The following is a 1,038-nucleotide window of genomic DNA, read 5'->3' on the forward strand; positions in this document are numbered from 1 at the left end:
GCGAGCGCGATATCGATCTCTGGTACTGCGTCTCGCCCGGGCTGACCGTACGGCTGGGCCGGCGGCGCGTACTGCGGTGCAGGCTGCTGGGGCTGACCGTAGGGCGGCTGCTGCGGGTGGCCGTACTGCGGCTGCTGCGGAGCGACTGCCGGAGCGGGGTAGGACGGCGGCACGGGAGGCTGCCCCGGTTCCGGCTGCTGCGGGGGCGAATACCGAGGCGCCTCGGGCTGTGCGCTCTCCGGCTGCTGCGGGGGAGTGCTGCCGGCGTCCGGAGACTCGGGATTCGGCGGATTGGTCACGGTGGTCGTCTCCTGTGGTCCGATCGGGAAAGGTGTCTCTCCATCGTAGGGGTGCCGCCCGGCGGTAGGCTTGGAGCATGAGCAATCCACGGGCGGGCAAGGTAGCCGAGCGCATCCAGCAGATCATCGCGCGTCGACTCGAGAAGGGGCTCCGCGACCCCCGTCTCGGCTTCGTCACCATCACCGATGTCCGGGTCACGGGCGATCTGCAGCATGCGAGCGTGTTCTACACGGTGTACGGCGACGAGCAGGAGCTGGCCGATTCGGCGGCGGCGCTGAAGGCCGCGACCGGGATGCTGCGCTCCGAGGTCGGCAAGCAGCTCGGGACCAGGCTGACCCCGACGCTGGAGTTCCTCCACGACGAGCTGCCCGAGACCGCCGACCATTTGAACGAGCTGCTGGACGAGGCGCGCCGGCGCGATGCGCAGGCGCAGGAGCTCGCAGCCGGTGCCCAGTACGCGGGCGAAGCCGACCCGTACGTGAAGCCCCGTGAGGCGGAGGACGGGTCCGGGCCCGATCCCGTGGAGTAGCGCGTATCGCCCGGGGCCGGTGCTACGGCAGGCGGTAGTCTCCGTCGACTTCGATGAGCAGGCCGTCGGCGACGAGCGAGTCGAGCGCCCTGACGGGCTGGGCCTCGTCCCGCACGCCGCCCTCGGCGGCTGCGGCGATGGCGGCGGATCGCGGTACCGGTTCGGTCGCCCCGCGCAGCAGCGCCATGATCCGGCCTCGCACCTGCCGG

General features: G+C 71.7%; 1 protein-coding gene and 1 pseudogene. One reads left to right on the forward strand and one right to left on the reverse strand.

Annotated elements, in window-relative coordinates:
- Window positions 1–376: 376 nt before the first annotated feature.
- Complete coding sequence (gene rbfA / locus ACFPZL_RS13580) at window positions 377–829, forward strand: 30S ribosome-binding factor RbfA (protein WP_218114357.1); 453 nt, start codon at window positions 377–379, stop codon at window positions 827–829.
- Window positions 830–851: 22 nt separating this feature from the next.
- Here rbfA and ACFPZL_RS13585 read toward each other — a convergent pair.
- Window positions 852–1,038: pseudogene (locus ACFPZL_RS13585) on the reverse strand (A/G-specific adenine glycosylase); the annotation flags it as partial.

It is taken from the genome of Leucobacter soli (genome assembly GCF_042659205.1).
In the GTDB taxonomy this organism is placed as follows: Bacteria; Actinomycetota; Actinomycetes; order Actinomycetales; family Microbacteriaceae; genus Leucobacter; species Leucobacter soli.